Annotated in this window: 16 protein-coding genes; 10 read left to right on the plus strand and 6 right to left on the minus strand. The window is 64.7% G+C overall.

The genetic code is table 11. The features are described from left to right. The first annotated feature begins 66 nt into the window (after positions 1-66). The 4 genes from FFS37_RS08670 (at position 67) to FFS37_RS08685 (ending at position 4794) form a co-directional block, all read left to right on the plus strand. Positions 67-1098: a BMP family protein gene (locus FFS37_RS08670; RefSeq protein WP_137930511.1), complete on the plus strand. Its 1032-nt coding sequence runs from the start codon at positions 67-69 to the stop codon at positions 1096-1098. A 188-nt stretch (positions 1099-1286) separates the two neighbouring features. Then, positions 1287-2798, plus strand: coding sequence for an ABC transporter ATP-binding protein (locus tag FFS37_RS08675; protein WP_137930553.1), 1512 nt, complete (start codon positions 1287-1289; stop codon positions 2796-2798). Continuing rightward, positions 2798-3853: an ABC transporter permease gene (locus FFS37_RS08680; protein WP_137930512.1), complete on the plus strand. Its 1056-nt coding sequence runs from the start codon at positions 2798-2800 to the stop codon at positions 3851-3853. The genes FFS37_RS08675 and FFS37_RS08680 overlap by 1 nt, the downstream gene beginning before the upstream one ends. Continuing rightward, positions 3850-4794, plus strand: coding sequence for an ABC transporter permease (locus FFS37_RS08685; protein WP_137930513.1), 945 nt, complete (start codon positions 3850-3852; stop codon positions 4792-4794). Before FFS37_RS08680 ends, FFS37_RS08685 begins: the two co-directional genes overlap by 4 nt. Before the next feature lie 202 nt (positions 4795-4996). Here the strand turns inward: FFS37_RS08685 and FFS37_RS08690 are convergent, their stop codons facing one another. Next, positions 4997-5764, minus strand: a complete 768-nt coding sequence (locus FFS37_RS08690) for an SDR family NAD(P)-dependent oxidoreductase (protein WP_137930514.1) — start codon at positions 5762-5764, stop codon at positions 4997-4999. A 287-nt stretch (positions 5765-6051) separates the two neighbouring features. Between FFS37_RS08690 and FFS37_RS08695 the strand changes: the two genes are divergently transcribed. Beyond that, on the plus strand, positions 6052-6207 hold the full coding sequence (locus FFS37_RS08695; protein WP_137930515.1) for a hypothetical protein: 156 nt from the start codon (positions 6052-6054) through the stop codon (positions 6205-6207). Positions 6208-6337: 130 nt separating this feature from the next. After that, entirely contained in the window at positions 6338-7285 is a 948-nt protein-coding gene (locus FFS37_RS08700; protein ID WP_137930516.1) for an LLM class flavin-dependent oxidoreductase, read from the plus strand. A gap of 48 nt (positions 7286-7333) precedes the next feature. On the opposite strand, the gene FFS37_RS08705 is transcribed toward FFS37_RS08700, so the two are convergent. Both FFS37_RS08705 and FFS37_RS08710 read right to left on the minus strand, forming a co-directional pair. Then, complete coding sequence (locus FFS37_RS08705; RefSeq protein ID WP_137930517.1) at positions 7334-8008, minus strand: cysteine hydrolase family protein; 675 nt, start codon at positions 8006-8008, stop codon at positions 7334-7336. Positions 8009-8041: 33 nt separating this feature from the next. Beyond that, positions 8042-9766, minus strand: a complete 1725-nt coding sequence (locus FFS37_RS08710; protein WP_137930518.1) for an ABC transporter ATP-binding protein — start codon at positions 9764-9766, stop codon at positions 8042-8044. Positions 9767-10044: 278 nt separating this feature from the next. On the opposite strand from FFS37_RS08710, the gene FFS37_RS08715 reads away from it, so the two are divergent. The 4 genes from FFS37_RS08715 (at position 10045) to FFS37_RS08730 (ending at position 13315) form a co-directional block, all read left to right on the plus strand. Continuing rightward, positions 10045-10842, plus strand: coding sequence for an ATP-binding cassette domain-containing protein (locus FFS37_RS08715; RefSeq protein WP_137930519.1), 798 nt, complete (start codon positions 10045-10047; stop codon positions 10840-10842). A 61-nt stretch (positions 10843-10903) separates the two neighbouring features. Further along, positions 10904-11878 carry a tonB-system energizer ExbB gene (gene exbB / locus FFS37_RS08720; protein ID WP_137930520.1) on the plus strand — a complete coding sequence of 325 codons (975 nt, stop codon included), beginning with the start codon at positions 10904-10906 and terminating at the stop codon, positions 11876-11878. Between the two features lie 4 nt (positions 11879-11882). Beyond that, positions 11883-12350 carry a TonB system transport protein ExbD gene (exbD, locus tag FFS37_RS08725; RefSeq protein WP_137930521.1) on the plus strand — a complete coding sequence of 156 codons (468 nt, stop codon included), beginning with the start codon at positions 11883-11885 and terminating at the stop codon, positions 12348-12350. Further along, the gene (locus FFS37_RS08730; protein ID WP_137930522.1) at positions 12347-13315 is read left to right on the plus strand and encodes an energy transducer TonB family protein; all 969 of its coding nucleotides are present in this window, start codon (positions 12347-12349) and stop codon (positions 13313-13315) included. The genes exbD and FFS37_RS08730 overlap by 4 nt, the downstream gene beginning before the upstream one ends. Before the next feature lie 70 nt (positions 13316-13385). Here FFS37_RS08730 and FFS37_RS08735 read toward each other — a convergent pair whose 3' ends face one another. Genes FFS37_RS08735 through FFS37_RS08745 form a run of 3 tightly spaced genes read right to left on the minus strand, consistent with a single transcriptional unit; the run spans position 13386 to position 14227 of the window. Continuing rightward, positions 13386-13703 carry a hypothetical protein gene (locus FFS37_RS08735; protein ID WP_137930523.1) on the minus strand — a complete coding sequence of 106 codons (318 nt, stop codon included), beginning with the start codon at positions 13701-13703 and terminating at the stop codon, positions 13386-13388. A 22-nt stretch (positions 13704-13725) separates the two neighbouring features. Continuing rightward, positions 13726-13971 (minus strand): hypothetical protein, encoded by a 246-nt coding sequence (locus FFS37_RS08740; RefSeq protein WP_137930524.1) that lies wholly within the window; start codon positions 13969-13971, stop codon positions 13726-13728. 4 nt (positions 13972-13975) lie between these two features. Next, entirely contained in the window at positions 13976-14227 is a 252-nt protein-coding gene (locus FFS37_RS08745; protein WP_137930525.1) for a hypothetical protein, read from the minus strand. Positions 14228-14442: the final 215 nt, after the last annotated feature.

A 14442-nucleotide genomic window follows, 5' to 3' on the forward strand; every position in this document is an offset into this window, starting at 1 on the left:
AGTTCCCCGTCTTGAATTTTTCACGAACGGCCGGCTCGACACGGCTGTCGAACAGAGGGGAATGCAATGGAAAACCGGAAGAAATCAGTCCAGATAAAACGCGACGGGCTGTCGCGGCGCAACGTGCTGGAGCTTGGCGCGCTTGGCCTCGCGGCCGCGATGCTGCCGGGCGCGGCGTTCGGCGCGGCGAAGAAATTGAAGGTGGCGGCGATCTTCGCCACGCCGATCGAGGAGCCGTGGGACAACCAGGTGCATGTCGCGCTGCTGAAGGCGCAAAAGGAACTCGGCATCGAGTACAAATGGTCTGAAAAAGTACAGACCGCCGACTTCAGCCGCGTCATGCGTGAATATGCGCAAGGCGGATACGAGCTGGTGCTGGGCGACGCCTTCGCGGCCGAGCGCGAGTCGCGCCGCACCGCCAAGCAGTTCCCGAAGACCGCCTTCCTGTTCGGCTCGGGCGCCGGCCCGGCGGAACCCAATTTCGGCGTCTTCGACAACTGGATCCATGAGCCTGCCTATCTCTCCGGCATCATCGCCGGCAAGATGTCGAAGTCGGGCACGGTCGGCGCCGTCGCGGCGATGGGCATTCCGGAAGTGAACCGGCTGGTCAACGCCTTCTTCGCCGGCGCCAAGGAGGTCAACCCGAACATCAAGAAGAAGGTCTCCTTCATCGGTTCCTTCTTCGATCCGCCCAAGGCCAAGGAAGCGGCGGTCGCCCAGATCGATGCCGGTGTCGACGTCATCTATGCCGAGCGTTTCGGTGTCATCGAGGCGGCGGTCGACAAGAAGATCCTCGCCATCTCCAACATGTCCGACCAGTCGAGCCTCGGACCCGACACTGTGATCACCGGCCCGGTCTGGGACATGTATCCGACGGTCGAACAGGCGATCAAGCTGGTCAAGGCCGGCGTCTTCACCGCGCAGGACTATGGCGATTTCTCGCGCATGGCCAAGGGCGGTTCATCGCTCGCTCCCTACCACAAGTTCGACAAGACATTGCCTGCCGAGGTCAAGGACCTGGTCGAGAAGAAGAAGGCCGAGATCCTCGAAGGCAATTTCCGGGTGGATGTGGACGAGAACACGCCGGTCTCGGACTGAGTTCCTTACCCTCCCCCTTGCGGGGGGGTCGATCCGCGAAGCGGATCGGGGTGGGGTGGCTTCGGCGCCGCACCCCCACCCCGTCTCACGATCTTCGCTTCGCTACGACCGCGAGCCGACCCTCCCCACAAGGGGGAGGGTGAGGAGCTGCTTAAACGCCACCTCTCAACGGGAAATGCCCTTTGTCCTTGCCCGCCCCACTCATCGAAATGCGCGGCATCACCAAGACCTTCGGCGCCGTCAAGGCGAACGAGGCTGTCGACCTGAGCGTCGCGCCCGGCGAAATTCTCGGTCTGCTCGGCGAGAACGGCGCCGGCAAGACGACGCTGATGAATGTGCTGTTCGGCGCTTATGCGCCCGATGCGGGCGAGATCCTGATCCAGGGCCAGAAGGTGCGGATCACCAGTTCGGCCGACGCGCTGGCCGCCGGCATCGGCATGGTGCACCAGCATTTTCATCTCGCGCCGCGGCTGACGGTGCTGGAGAACCTTCTGATCGGCATTCGCGGCAAGGGCGGGCGGATCGATCGTGCCGGCGGGCTGGCGCGGCTTGCCGAAATCAGCCGGCAATATGGCCTGGCGCTTGACCCGGACCTGCCGGTCTCGGCGCTGTCCGTGGGCGAACAGCAGCGGCTGGAAATCATCAAGGCGCTGTTTCGCGGCGCCAGGCTCCTGATCCTCGACGAGCCGACCGCGGTGCTGGCGCCGAGCGAAGTCGAAGGGCTGTTTTCGGCGCTGCGCTCGATGGCGGCGCAAGGGCTCGGCATCATCTTCATCTCGCACAAGCTCAACGAGGTGCGCGCGCTTACCCATCGCTGCACGGTGCTGCGGCATGGCCGTGTCGCCGGCCGCGTCGACGACCCCGCCAACACGACGTCGGCCGCGATGGCGGAGCTGATGTGCGGGCACGAGATCGTGCCGCCTGCGAGGGGGCCGTCGACGCCGGGCGAAGCGGTGCTGACACTCGACGGCATTTCCACGTCAAAGCATTCGGGCACGACGCTGCGCGACGTCTCGCTTGCCGTTCGTGCCGGCGAAATCCTCGGCATTGCCGGCGTGTCGGGCAATGGCCAGCAGGCTTTGGCCGAAGTGATTTCGGGCGTGCGCGCTCCCGACGCGGGCCAGATGACGATCGCCGGCCAGAAGGTGTCGCGGTTTTCGCCGCGCGAGGTGCAGGCGCTCGGCCTTGGCCGCATTCCGGAAGACCGCATGACGACCGGCCTGGTCACCAACCTGCCGCTCGCCGATTCCATGGTGCTGCCGCGCGTCGGCACGGCGGCATTCTCAAGCCGGGGGCTGCTCAAGCCCGACGCGATCCGTGCCTTCGCCGAAGAGCAGATCAAGGCCTACGATATCAGGTGCCCCGGACCGATGGTGCGGGCCGGCGCGCTGTCCGGCGGCAATCTGCAGAAGGCGCTCCTGGCGCGCGAGCTCGCCTTCGACCCGAAGGTCCTGATCGTCTCGCAACCGACGCGCGGCCTCGACATCGGCGCCGCCCGGTTCATCCACGAAAAGTTCCTCGCCATGCGCGCCAAGGGCTGCGGCATCATCGTCATCGGCGAGGATCTGGAAGAGCTGCTGGTTCTGTGCGACCGCATCGCGGTGATGTATGAGGGCCGCATCGCCGGCACGCTTTCCAGCGCCGATGCGACCGTCGCGCGGCTTGGCCTGCTGATGACCGGCGCGGAGGGGCACGGCTGATGTTTCGCCTGGAAGTCCGCAGTTCGACGCCCGCCTGGTTCAACCTTGCTTTGCCGCTGCTTGCCATCGCGGCGACGCTCATCCTGTGCAGCGGCCTGATCGCGCTGGCTGGCGCCGGCGTGCTCGACTCCTACGGCGTGATGTTCACCGCGTCGCTCGGCGACAGCTATGCCATCACCGAAACACTGGTGCGCGCCGCACCGATGATCTTCACCGGGCTGGCGGTGGCCGTCGCCTTCCGGGCAAAATTCTGGAACATCGGCGCCGAGGGCCAGTTGCTGGCCGGCGCGGTGGCGAGCTGCTTCGTGGGCGCCATTCCGATGCCGGGGCCGCTCGCCATCCTGCTGATGGCGATCGCCGGTGCTGCGGCGGGCGCGGCCGTCGCGCTGGTGCCGGCGACGCTGCGCGTAAGGTTCAAGGTCGACGATGTGGTCAGTTCCTTGCTGCTCAACTCGGTCATCTATTACGCGCTGATGGCGCTGATCGAAGGACCGTGGAAGGACAGTTTCAGCGGCTACCCGATCTCGCCGCCGATCGAGGATTCGGCGAATTTCCCGGTGCTGATCGAAGGCACGCGGCTGCATCTTGGCGTCGTCGTGGCGCTGATTGCGGCGCCGCTGATCTGGTTTCTCATCGCGCGCACCACGCTTGGCTTTCGCATCAGGGTCACCGGTGAAAACCCGGAAGCCGCCAGATATGGCGGCATTCATGTCGAGCGGGTGCTGCTGTCGACCGCATTGCTGTCGGGCGCGCTGGCCGGACTGGCTGGTGTCGGCGAGGTCGGCGGCGTGCATTTCCAGGTGATGAGCGACATCTCGCCGGGATACGGCTATTCCGGCATCGTGGTTGCGATGCTGGCCAGGCTCAATCCGCTGGGCGTCGTGCCGGCGGCGATCTTCCTGGCGGCCGTCATGACGGGCGCCGAGGCGATGTCGCGCGCGACCGGCGTTCCGGCCTTCCTCAGCGATGTCATCCAGGGCACCGCGCTGCTCGCCATGCTGGTGGCGCTGCTCTTCACCGCCTATCGCATCCGCCGCGTGGGGGCTTCCTCATGAGCGCGGTGTTCGAGCAGATCTTCCAGGTTGGCTTTCTTGCCGCCATCATCCGCATCGCCACGCCGCTCGCCTTTGCCACGCTGGGCGAAATGTTCTCCGAGCGGGCCGGGGTGCTCAATCTCGGCATCGAAGGCATCATGCTTTTGTCGGCGATGACCGGCTTCACCGCCACCAGCCTCAGCGGCAGCCTGTGGCTCGGCGTGCTGGCTGCGGTGCTGACCGGCATGCTGATGGGGGCGCTGCACGCGCTGTTCACCGTGGCTCTGGGCTTGAGCCAGCATGTCTGCGGCATCGGCGTCACCCTGTTCTCGTCAGGTCTCGCCTATTTCCTCTACCGGCTGATCTTCGGCCAGCAGTCGGTGCCGCCAAGCATCAAGGGTTTTCAGACGCTGCCGATCCCGGTCCTGTCCGATATTCCCGTGCTTGGGCCTGCCATATTCAACCAGTTCACACTGGTCTACATGGCGATCCTGGCGATTCCGCTCGCCGCCTTCGTGCTCTACCGCACGCCCTGGGGGTTGTCGGTGCGCATGGTCGGCGAGAACCCGCGCGCGGCGGACTCCGCCGGCGTCAGCGTCATTGCAACGCGCTTCCAGGTGGTGATCCTCGGCGGCGCGCTGATGGGTCTGGCCGGCGCCTTCCTGTCGATGGCGCAGTTCAATGCCTTCACCTTCGGTGTCGTCTCGGGGCGCGGCTGGGTGGCGATCGCGCTGGTCGTCTTCGGCCGCTGGGATCCCTGGCGTTCGGCGGGGGCGGCACTGCTGTTCGCCTTTGTCGACGCGCTGCAGTTGCGCATGCAGGCGAGCGGGCTCGGGCATATCCCCTACGAGGCGTTCCTCATGCTGCCGTTCATCTTCACCATTGTCGCCATGGCCTTCATGTCGCGCAACGCGGTGGCGCCGTCGGCGTTGCTCAAGCCGTTCCGAAGGGAAGAGCGGTGAGTCGGCTTGGGTTCCTCGCCCCCGTCATGGGCGGGGGAGAGGTGTATCGGCGAAGCCGAGACGGAGAGGGGGAATGGCGCAGACCTGTCCTGAAATCTGGATCCTGGAGAAAGCCGCGCCCTACGAAGCCCCCTCTCCGACCGCTTCGCGGCCACCTCTCCCCCGCTTCGCGGGGGCGAGGAACCTGGATTCTGAGAAGCCCTCACATCGCCGTAAAACCATTGTCCACGAACAGGTGCGCGCCGTTGACGAAGCTCGACTCGTCGCTCGCCAGATAGAGCGCTGCCTTCGCCACCTCTTCCGGTTCGCCGATCCGGCCCTGCTGAGCGGCAAGCGCCGCATCCGAGACATCGACGCCGAGCTTGCCGAGGTCGGCCACCTCGCGCAGGCCGTGCGGCGTTCTGATGAAGCCGGGGCAGACGGCGTTGCAGCGGATGTTGCGGTCGCGGAACTCGACGGCGATGGCGCGCGCGAACATGTGGCAGGCGCCCTTGGTGGTGTCGTAGAGAACTTCGTTCGGCGTCGCCGCCACCGCCGAGATCGACGAGGTGCAGACGATCGAACCACCGCCGGCCGCGATCATGCCCGGCAGCACGGCGCGCGTCATCAGGAACATCGAGCGGACATTGACGGCATGCAGCCAGTCCCATTCCTGCAGCGTGGTCTTCAGGAACGGCTTGATGACGATGGTGCCGGCATGGTTGAACAGCACGGTGACCGGGCCGAGCTTTTCAGCCGCTGCCCTTGCCGCCGCCTCGACCTGGGCCTCGTCGGAGACGTCGGCGACGAAATGCTCGGCAATCTGGCCGCGCGCGCGGATCGCCGCCGCCGTCGCGGCGGCCGCTTCCGCATTGCGGTCGATGATCGCCACTTTCGCGCCCTCGGCCGCGAACAATTCCGAGGCCGCTCCGCCCATTCCCGTCGCGCCGCCCGATATGATGGCGACCTTGCCTGCCAGTCTTGTCCCCATTTTCGTTCCCCTATCCGATGATTTCCTACCTGCTTCCCGCCTGATGCTATCGCGCTCGCGCCGGGCGGCCAATGCGTCTCGTGGGGGCAGGCGGGGCAAGCCTATAGGACCATTCGAACGCTTCGGGACGGCGACGTCCCGGCCTGGGCGATCGTTCACGCGACGCTCTCAGCAATCTCGAACCAATTCAGGGGGTGATCGGAGAAAATTTTTCTGCTTATAGGCAAAAAATAGCAATCGACAAAGTCTACAAGTTTTATAGATTAACCGGTGAGACGGAGGTCGATATGTCCTATATCCAGAACGCTCAGACTGACAGCGCCGGCCAGAGGCTGGCCAATGCCCGGACTTTCCGTCCGGCCTATGCCGGTTCGTTCGCCTATCTGGTTTTCGCCCTTGCGTTCGTGTTCACCGGCGCCGTCGTGCTGGGGCTCATTCCCTGAGCGCCTGACCGTTCGGGGCTGGCGGCCCGCCACTTTCATGCATTCGCAGTTTGATGAACCGGAATGCCGGCATGCTTTCGAGCGGCTGGTGATCACCGCATCCGTGAGTCCAGAAATGGAGGAGATGGCAATGCCGATCGCGTTCACGCATGTCCCGGCCAAGACCCATCCGGCGGATGCCGCCATTCCTTTCTTCTATGACTTTGCCGAGACGGCGACCAAGCTGGGCCTCATCGAGGACAGCGGGTTTCAGAAGATCGTCGTCGACGATTCCGCTGGGTTGCTGACCAACATGGACCTTGCAGCCCAGGTGCTCCACCGCACCGCTTCGCTGGAAGTCGTGCTGACCCATTGGGCCGGCGTGATCGAGCCGACCGTGGCTGCCCGCCAGCTGGCGTCGATCGACCGTGAGAGTGGCGGACGGCTCTCGCTTCGGATGATCAGCGAACCGCTGAACGACGACGATGCCGAGACGCGCCCGGTGGGGCACGGCGTCATCTGGCAGCGCATCGACGAATATCTGGTGCTTTTGAAGCGCTTGTGGTCGAACGACCGGCCCTTCGACCATGAAGGCGCCTTCTACAGCATCAAGGGCGGCTATATCGAGCGCAAGGGTCCGCACGGTGCCGACCTCGTGATCCGCATGGGCGGACAATCCGGAACGGCGCTGAAAGTGGCCGGCCGGCATGCCGATGTCTTCGAACTCGCGCCAGGCTCGCTCGATGAGGTCGGGCAATTGATCGAGCGCGTGCGCGGCGCCGCCGCCGAACACGGCCGCGCCGGCAAGCTGCGCTTCGCGCTGCCGGTTCGTATCCACAAAGGCGCCTCGGTGGCGGACCACAAGGCGGTCGACCTGTCCGGCCCGCCGGCGCAAGCCGCCCTGTCGCTGCTTGCCTATGCCGGGCTCGGGATCGATGAATTCATGATCGTGGGCGTCGACACGCCACGCGAGATCGCGACCGCCGGTCGGGAAACACTGGCTTTGCTTCGCAACTCACTGGCACGCCGCGAGAGCGAGGTTTTCCAGCCGGCGGCCTATGCGCCGCGCGCCGGACTGGAGACGCGGATAGCGGGCTGAATGCTGAATGTCGCGAACCTCGCCTCCAGCGGCATCGATCTTAATCCTCTAACTTGCCTTGCGGGATAGTTGCGACAGGCCGTCGATGACGGCGGCTGAATCGGCCAGCACACCGAAGACGCCATCCTCGACCGTCACCATGTGCAGTGCAGCCTCGTGCGCTTGTCTGTCGCCGCTGGCGCAGGCGTCCGAGATCGTCAGGCACTGAAAATTGCGATCGCAGGCTTCGCGCAGCGTGGTGTGGACGCAGACATCGGTCGTGCATCCGGAAAACATCAGATGGGTGATGCCTCGCGCGCGCAGCACAGTCTCGAAATCCGTGTAGGTGAAGGCGCTGTTGCAGGTCTTGTCGACGATGATGTCGCTCGGCGCCACATCGATTTCGGGAACGATCTGGAACCCCGAACCCGAACGCAGCAGAATATCGGTGCCGTCGAGGCCGGCGCGCTTGCGGCGCCACTTTTCGTAAGGCGTCATGTCGGCCATGTCGGCGCGGTAGCCCTGCCTTGTATGGACGACCGTGACGCCGGCCTTGCGGGCGGCTGATATCAGCCGGTTCACGGCGGGCAGGATCGCGCGAAGCGGCGAGGGGTCGTATCCCTTCCTGGCGAAATATCCCGTCGTCGACAGGAAGTCCTGCTGCAGGTCGATGACGACGAGGGCTGTGTGCCCGGCCACCAGCCCGCCGTCATAGGGGTAGTCGAAAGGGATTGCCTTGATCATCATTGGCTCCAGAATGTTCGCCTCAGCATAGCATCAATGCGCCGACACGAGGTGCTGGGCATCATGCAGCTGCTTGTAGATTCCGTTGGCATGGATGAGCTCCTGGTGCGAACCCTGCTCGGCGATTCCTGATTCGGAGACAACCACAATGCGGTCGGCGCCACGGATCGTCGCCAGCCGGTGGGCGATGACCAGCGTGGTGCGACCTTGCGCCAGTTCGGACAGAGCCCGCTGGATCTCGCGCTCCGTCTGCGTGTCGAGCGCCGAGGTCGCTTCGTCCAGGATCAGGATCGGCGGGTTCTTCAGGAACATGCGGGCGATCGCCAGCCGCTGCTTCTGGCCGCCGGACAGTTTCACGCCGCGCTCGCCGATGATGGTGTCGTAACCGGCCGGCAGGCCCGCTATCATATCGTCGAGCTTCGCCCGCCGTGCGGCCTCGGCGATGGCTTCGTCCGAGGCGCCGAGCCGGCCATAGGCGATGTTCTCACGAACCGAGCCGCCGAACAGGAACACGTCCTGCTGGACAATGCCGATCTGGCCGCGCAGCGAGGCGAGCGTCATGTCCCTGATGTCGATGCCATCGATGCTGATGGCGCCGGCGCCGACTTCATAGAAACGCGGCAACAGGGAGCATATTGTGGTCTTGCCCGCACCCGATGGCCCGACGAAGGCGATGGTCTCGCCGGCACGGATCGTCAGGTCGACATTGCTCAGGACAGGCTTGCCGTCGCCATAGCCGAAACTGACGTTCCTGTATTCAATGTCGCCCTTGAGGCCGCTGACGGTCATGGCATCGGCTCTGTCGGCGATGTCGGGCTCGGTATCGAGCAGTTCGGTATACCGGCGAAAGCCGGCAATTCCCTTCGGATAGGTCTCGATCACCGAATTGATCTTCTCGATCGGCCGCACGAAGACGCCGACCAGCAGCAGGAAGCCGACAAAGCCGCCATTGCTCAACTCACCTGTGATGACAAGGTAGCTGCCGGCGATCATGACCACCAGCTGGATCAGCCGGATGCCCATGTAGTTCAGCGAGTTCGAGGCCGACATGATGCGATAGGCGTCGAGCTTGGTCTGGCGGTAGCGCTGGTTGTCATCAGCGAACAGCGCGCGCTCATGTTCCTCATTGGCGAAGGCCTGCACCACCCGCATGCCGCCGACATTTTCCTCGATGCGGACGTTGAAGTCGCCGACGCGCCGGTAGAGCGCCTGCCAGTTGCGCTCCATGCGGTCGCCATAGCGAATGGTCACCCAGGCGATGGCCGGCACGATGATGGCGGTCAGCAGGGCCAACTGCATGTTGACGGTGAACATCAGCGCAAACGCGCCGATGAAGGTCATGATGGCGATGAACAGATCTTCGGGGCCGTGATGGGCGATCTCTCCGATCTCCTCCAGGTCCTTGGTGACGCGCCCGACGAGATGGCCGGTCTTGTTGTTGTCATAGAAGCGGAACGAGAGCTTCTGCAGATGGTCGAAGCTTTTGCGGCGCATCTCGGTCTCGATGTTGATGCCCAGCATATGGCCCCAATAGGTCACGACCGCCATCAGCCCTGTGTTCAGCAGATAGACCAGCAGCAGGCCGACCGATGCCGCGATGATCAGCGCCCAGTCCTGTTGCGGCAGAAGGTGGTCGACAAAGGCACGCACCGCCATCGGAAAGCCGAGCTCGAGCAGGCCGGCGACAACCGCGCAGGAGAAATCGAGGATGAACAGCCCTTTCCACGGGGCGTAGTAAGCCATGAAACGTCTGATCATAGAGTTTAACCGCATGCTGTCTTGGTCGGTGTTCGAACTGGCAAGGGACCGCGTCCTCGCGGGGTCCTTACGTCTGGAACGCTCGGGGCGGCAATATGCCAGCCCCGGCTTCCGGCCTGCCTTTCGAGGCGACTGGCAGGCTTGACGACATCGTCACGACATTTTTGTTGACTCAAAATATCATCTTCAATGTTGACTAGTAAGGTCAGGTTTCATAGTCAACCGGCATCGGCCCGCCGAAGCCACAGTGGGCGCCCCGGGCCGAATGGAGAAAAGCCATGACCGTGGCCGAGGCTGACACCCAGACCGCCTTTCAGATCGAAGCGTTGCGCTTTGCCGTCGGCGAGCGGACGTTGCTGGGTCCGGTTTCGCTCGAATTGCAGCGCTCGCGCGTCTACGGGCTGATCGGCCATAACGGTTCGGGCAAGTCGACGCTGATCAAGCTGCTGGCCCGCCAGCAGACGGCAAGCTCAGGCGCCATCACCTTCGCAACGAGGCCGCTGCCGCAATGGGGTGCCCGCGAGCTCGCCCGCGCGCTCGCCTATCTGCCGCAGACCACGCCGGCGGCAACGGGCCTGACCGTGCGCGAGCTGGCAACGCTCGGCCGCTATCCCTGGCACGGCGCGCTCGGCCGCTTCGGTTCACAAGACAAACGGCATGTCGAGGAGGCGCTCGTGCTGACAGACATGGAAGCTTTCGCCGACCGGCTGGTGGACGAATTGTCCGGCGGTGAGCGGCAGCGTGCCTGGCTCGCCATGCTGGTGGCGCAGAATGCAGGGGTGATGCTGCTCGACGAGCCGATTTCGGCGCTCGACATTGCCCATCAGGTCGAAGTGCTGGGACTGGTCAAGGATCTCAGCCGCAAACGCGACCTCTGCGTCGTCGTCGTGCTGCACGACCCGAACATGGCAGCGCGATATTGCGATGAACTGATCGCTCTGAAGGATGGCAAGCTGCTGACACGCGGCAATCCGGCCGAAATCATGCGCGGAGACGTGCTCAAAGGCATTTTCGGCGTGGAGATGGGCGTGTTCGCGCACCCTGTCACTGGTCAACCCGTTGGCTATGTGCAGTGATAACGAAAAACGCGGTAGGAAGCAGGAATATCCGGCCGCGGTGATAATGAGGAAGAAGCTCTTGTCCAGAAAAGGTTTGTTGGCGGCGCTGGTCGCATCGGTGCTCCTTTCGGCTGGTGTCGTGACCGCCCAGGAACAACCGGCCAGCACGGCCCCGACCGTCGAAGCGCCTGCCGCCCCGGCGGCCAGTCCAGCCCTAACGCCGCCCGCCGCGCCGGAGCCCGCGCCGGCAGCAGCCGAGCCAGCCGCGATGGCACCCGCGCAGCCGGCCGCCCAGCCGAGTGCGGCAACGCCGGCCGTGAATGCTCCTCCAGGGCCGATGGAACTGAGCCTGCCGCACGATCTGTCGCCATGGGGCATGTTCATGGCCGCCGACATCATCGTGAAGGGTGTGATGATCGGCCTTGCCTTCGCGTCGCTCGTCACCTGGACGATATGGCTGGCCAAATCGCTGGAGATCTTCGGCGGCAAGCTGCGCATCGGCCGAGCGGTCCGCGCCATCGGCGACGCCGCCACGCTGAAGCAGGCCAGCCGTGCTCTCGACCGCAACGGAGGTCCGGGAGCGCTGCTGGTGCGGGCGGCCGAGGAAGAAGCAGCACTTTCGGCCGGCGCGCTCGACCATGCGGGCGGCGACGGGTTGAAGGAAAGGGTTTCCTCGCGTCTGTCGCGCATCGAAGCGGCGGCGGCGCGGCGCATGTCGCGCGGCACGGGCGTGCTGGCGACGATCGGTTCGACCGCGCCTTTCGTCGGCCTGTTCGGCACCGTCTGGGGCATCATGAACGCGTTCATCGGCATATCCCAGGCGCAGACCACCAATCTCGCGGTCGTCGCACCCGGGATCGCCGAAGCCCTGCTGGCGACCGCGATGGGACTGGTCGCGGCCATCCCGGCCGTCGTCATCTACAACGTCTTCGCGCGCTCGATAGCCGGCTACCGGCAGATCCTCGCGGATGCCTCGGCGGGCGTCGAACGGCTGGTCAGCCGCGATCTCGATTTCCGCTCGGTCCCGCCGGCGACGGCGCTGGCGGCGGAGTGACGCCATGGGCAGCAGAATCCGCCAGACCATGGACGACGATCTCGAGGAAAGCCACGAGATCAACGTCACCCCGTTCATCGACGTCATCCTGGTGCTCCTGATCATCTTCATGGTCGCGGCGCCGCTGGCGACGGTCGATGTCAATGTCGACCTGCCGGGATCGACGGCGACGCCGGCGCCACGGCCGGAGACGCCGCTGTTCCTGACGTTGAAGGAAGACCTCACCCTGGCCATCGGCAATGACAGCGTGCCGCGCCCCGCCTTCGCAGCGCTGCTCGACAGCCGCACCAAGGGCGACAAGCAGACGCGGATCTTCCTGCGCGCCGACAAGGCGGTCGCCTATGGCGACCTGATGGAGGCGATGAACCTGCTTCGCGGCGCGGGCTATCTCAGGATTGCCCTCGTCGGGCTCGAGACCGCGCCCGCCGCTGACGCGGCCGCGCCGGCGCCAGGCGGACCTGCCGCTCCATGACCAGCCAATCGGCCGCCTCGCCCACGGTGGAGCTGTCGCGCCTCGGCTGGCGCGATGTCAGCCTGTGGGCTGGCGCGGCCGCCCTAGTGCTTGGCGCCCATGTCGCGGTCGCCTATGCGGTGCAGAGTTTCAATCCGGTCGAGATGGATGGCGGACCACCGCCGGCTCCGGTGGTCGAAATGGCGCCGATGGTGGTCACCCCGGCCGTGCCGGAACAGGCCGCAATGCTGGACGCGGCAATGCCGGACCAGACAGAACCTGTCGAGGAGACTGAAAAAGTCACCGAAGCCGAGCCCGAGAAAGTGACGGAGCAGGCCGAGCCGACCCCGGAAAAAGCCGAACCGACCACGCAACAGCTGGAAGCCGTGCCTCCCGACGAGACCGAGCCGACCGAGACAGCCGAGGCCGAAGCGGTCGATCAGCCGCCTCTGGAGGAGGTTGTCCCCGATGTCGTGGAGGCCGTGACCCCGGAGGTCGTGGTTCCGTTGCCGCAGGCAAGGCCGGTCGAGGCGCAAAAGAAGCCGGTCGAAGCCAAGGCGAAAAAGCCGGTCGAAAAACCCAAGCCGAAGCCGAAGAAGGAAAAGGCCGAGCCGCCAAGGACGGTCGCTACCGCCAGCGCCGAGACAAAGCCGGCGGTCAAGGCGGCGGCGCCGAAATCGGCGGCCGGGATCTTCGGCGTCAGCCCTGCCAGATGGGAAGCGCGGCTGACAGCGTGGATCAACCGCCACAAGCGCTATCCGAGCGCAGCGAAGTCGAGGCGTGCGCAAGGCAATGTCAGCGTGACCTTCACCGTGGACACATCGGGACAGGTGCTGTCGGCCAGGATTGCCCGTTCGTCCGGTGATGCCGAGCTCGACCGTGCCGCGCTTGCGGTGCTGCAAGGGGCCACCGTGCCGGCGCCGCCGCCCGAGCTTGGTTCACGTGTCAGCCGCACCGCGCCGTTCGTGTTCAGCTTGCGCGATTAGAGCAATCCCGGAAAAGCCGTTAAACGGGTTCCCTGACAGGATTGCGCCGGATCTGAAGAGATAGAAGGGCTCAGCTCATCGACCGGCACAACGCTTCGACCTGATCCAGGTAGAAGCGGCATTTCGTGCGCAGGGTCGCGAGGTTCGGATCGCCGGCGCCGTTGATCTCGATGGTCTGCATCATGAAGTCGAAATGGGCTTGAAACGCATCCGCGGCGCCCCAAAGATTGTCGGCCTGCCAGGTGTCGGCCATTGCCATGGAAACCAGTTGCCGGGTCTCGATGCGCGCGGCATCCGGCGAGGCGGGCCGGCTGGAGATCAGCACATGCAGCCTGCCGAAGACGTCGTCGCCGGCATCGGTGCTCCTGATCGTCGCGATCATGTTCATTGGCGGGGTCCCCCTTGAATCTCTATGCGTGAATATCAGTCTGCGGGCTGAGGGCGATCAGGGCGGGAATGGCGGCGGCGTCGGATGGCCGTCCCCTGATGATGTTGGCGACCTCGGCGTCAGCCTGCTCGAACCAATAGACGATGTCGCCGCGGCCCAGATCGGCCGCGGCCTTTCTCAGCAGCGGCAGCAGGCTTTGCAGCGCGCAAAGCGTCTCCCACCGGTTCGGCTGCGAGCCCGCCGGCACGCACAGGGCTGGCGTCTGCATCGTATCACGCCCGCCTTGGCTGGACGTGGGTTTCCTTCCCCGGCATCTTGGAATGCAGGGGATTGCCGCTGAGTTGGGCGTGCCTGGCCGGGCGCGCGCCGCGCAGCACATCGAAGGCCTCGGCATAGGCCATGCCCAACAGATAGGAGATCATGGGAAAACGGCTGGCTTCAGCCATCTGCACCAGTTCATTGGTCATCGACGCAATGTATTGAAGACTGTCGATCTCCGACTGACGTAAGGACTGATTTGGCATTTTCTGCTCCTGTCATTGGATGGAACTCAGGGAACGCGTACTGGCCAAACCGAACATGATAAGCCGGCTAGTTTATTGACTGGCCCGCCGGATGCGGGCCTAAGAGCCTGAATCAAAAAGAATGGTTTGATATCAAGCTCTTGCGAGCCTGCGTGTGAGCAGGCGAATGTGGGCGACGTATATCCAGGCTTCTGCAGAAGCGATGGATTTCTCCC

Source organism: Mesorhizobium comanense (assembly GCF_005503535.1).
In the GTDB taxonomy this organism is placed as follows: Bacteria; Pseudomonadota; Alphaproteobacteria; order Rhizobiales; family Rhizobiaceae; genus Mesorhizobium; species Mesorhizobium comanense.

Excerpts from the sequence above, each read along its gene's own strand:
- FFS37_RS08670 (WP_137930511.1), top strand. The coding sequence starts at position 67 with ATGGAAAACCGGAAGAAATCAGTCCAGATAAAACGCGACGGGCTGTCG.
- FFS37_RS08680 (WP_137930512.1), top strand. The coding sequence starts at position 2,798 with ATGTTTCGCCTGGAAGTCCGCAGTTCGACGCCCGCCTGGTTCAACCTT.
- FFS37_RS08685 (WP_137930513.1), top strand. The coding sequence starts at position 3,850 with ATGAGCGCGGTGTTCGAGCAGATCTTCCAGGTTGGCTTTCTTGCCGCC.
- FFS37_RS08690 (WP_137930514.1), bottom strand. The coding sequence starts at position 5,764 with ATGGGGACAAGACTGGCAGGCAAGGTCGCCATCATATCGGGCGGCGCG.
- FFS37_RS08695 (WP_137930515.1), top strand. The coding sequence starts at position 6,052 with ATGTCCTATATCCAGAACGCTCAGACTGACAGCGCCGGCCAGAGGCTG.
- FFS37_RS08700 (WP_137930516.1), top strand. The coding sequence starts at position 6,338 with ATGCCGATCGCGTTCACGCATGTCCCGGCCAAGACCCATCCGGCGGAT.
- FFS37_RS08705 (WP_137930517.1), bottom strand. The coding sequence starts at position 8,008 with ATGATCAAGGCAATCCCTTTCGACTACCCCTATGACGGCGGGCTGGTG.
- FFS37_RS08710 (WP_137930518.1), bottom strand. The coding sequence starts at position 9,766 with ATGATCAGACGTTTCATGGCTTACTACGCCCCGTGGAAAGGGCTGTTC.
- FFS37_RS08715 (WP_137930519.1), top strand. The coding sequence starts at position 10,045 with ATGACCGTGGCCGAGGCTGACACCCAGACCGCCTTTCAGATCGAAGCG.
- exbD (WP_137930521.1), top strand. The coding sequence starts at position 11,883 with ATGGGCAGCAGAATCCGCCAGACCATGGACGACGATCTCGAGGAAAGC.
- FFS37_RS08730 (WP_137930522.1), top strand. The coding sequence starts at position 12,347 with ATGACCAGCCAATCGGCCGCCTCGCCCACGGTGGAGCTGTCGCGCCTC.
- FFS37_RS08735 (WP_137930523.1), bottom strand. The coding sequence starts at position 13,703 with ATGAACATGATCGCGACGATCAGGAGCACCGATGCCGGCGACGACGTC.
- FFS37_RS08740 (WP_137930524.1), bottom strand. The coding sequence starts at position 13,971 with ATGCAGACGCCAGCCCTGTGCGTGCCGGCGGGCTCGCAGCCGAACCGG.
- FFS37_RS08745 (WP_137930525.1), bottom strand. The coding sequence starts at position 14,227 with ATGCCAAATCAGTCCTTACGTCAGTCGGAGATCGACAGTCTTCAATAC.